The organism is Collinsella sp. CLA-ER-H9 (genome assembly GCF_040092295.1).
Taxonomy (GTDB): Bacteria; Actinomycetota; Coriobacteriia; order Coriobacteriales; family Coriobacteriaceae; genus Collinsella.
The window spans coordinates 1-800 of sequence record NZ_JBBNLV010000036.1; the positions used below are offsets into that span (position 1 = coordinate 1).

An 800-nucleotide genomic window follows, 5' to 3' on the forward strand; every position below is an offset into this window, starting at 1 on the left:
CGGTCGTGTAGACCTTGCCGTAGGTGGCGCTGCCCTCGCGGAGGTCGACCCAGGCGCCGAAGACGCTGCCGCGGGCGACGGAGATGAACTTGTCCCAGGGCTCCGCGTGGATGCCGCGGGTGACGCCGCGGCTGTCGTTGTAGGAGATATTGTTCTGGACGACCTTGAGGTCGGGGATGCCCAGCGCGGTCATCTTGGCGCGCTGCCAGTTCTCCTTGAACCAGCCGCGCGAGTCGCCGTGGACGGCGAGGTCGACGACCTTCAGGCCCCCGATGCCGGTCTCGTTGACGGCGAGGTCCTTCTCGAATGCGATGTCTGCCATGTCTCTCCCCTCCTACTGGCCCTGCGCGCGGTACCTGGCCTCGGTGGCCTCCTTGGCCGGGCGCCACCAGGACTCGTTGGCGACGTACCAGTCGATGGTGGCCCTCAGGCCCTCGGCGAAGTCGGTGTGGGCCGGCCTCCAGCCGAGCTCGCGCTGGAGCTTCGTGCTGTCGATGGCGTAGCGGCGGTCGTGGCCGGGGCGGTCGGCGACCCAGTCGAAGTCCTCGGGGTCCTTTCCCATGGCCTCCAGGATCATGCGCAAGACCGTGATGTTGTTCCTCTCGCCGTCGGCTCCGATGAGGTAGGTCTCCCCCGTGCGGCCCTTCGTGAGGATGTCCCAGACGGCCGAGGAGTGGTCCTCGGTGTGGATCCAGTCGCGGACGTTCTCGCCCTTTCCGTAGAGCTTGGGGCGCACGCCGTCGACGATGTTGGTGATCTGCCTGGGGATGAACTTCTCAACGTGCTGGTAGGGGCCGTAG

Annotated in this window: 2 protein-coding genes; both read right to left on the reverse strand. The window is 67.1% G+C overall.

The annotated features are described in order from the left end of the window. A partial coding sequence (locus AAAX73_RS09690) for a dTDP-4-dehydrorhamnose 3,5-epimerase family protein (RefSeq protein ID WP_349125777.1) occupies positions 1 to 322 on the reverse strand: 322 nt, incomplete at its 3' end. Between the two features lie 12 nt (positions 323 to 334). Further along, a partial coding sequence (locus AAAX73_RS09695) for a GDP-mannose 4,6-dehydratase (RefSeq protein ID WP_349125778.1) occupies positions 335 to 800 on the reverse strand: 466 nt, incomplete at its 5' end.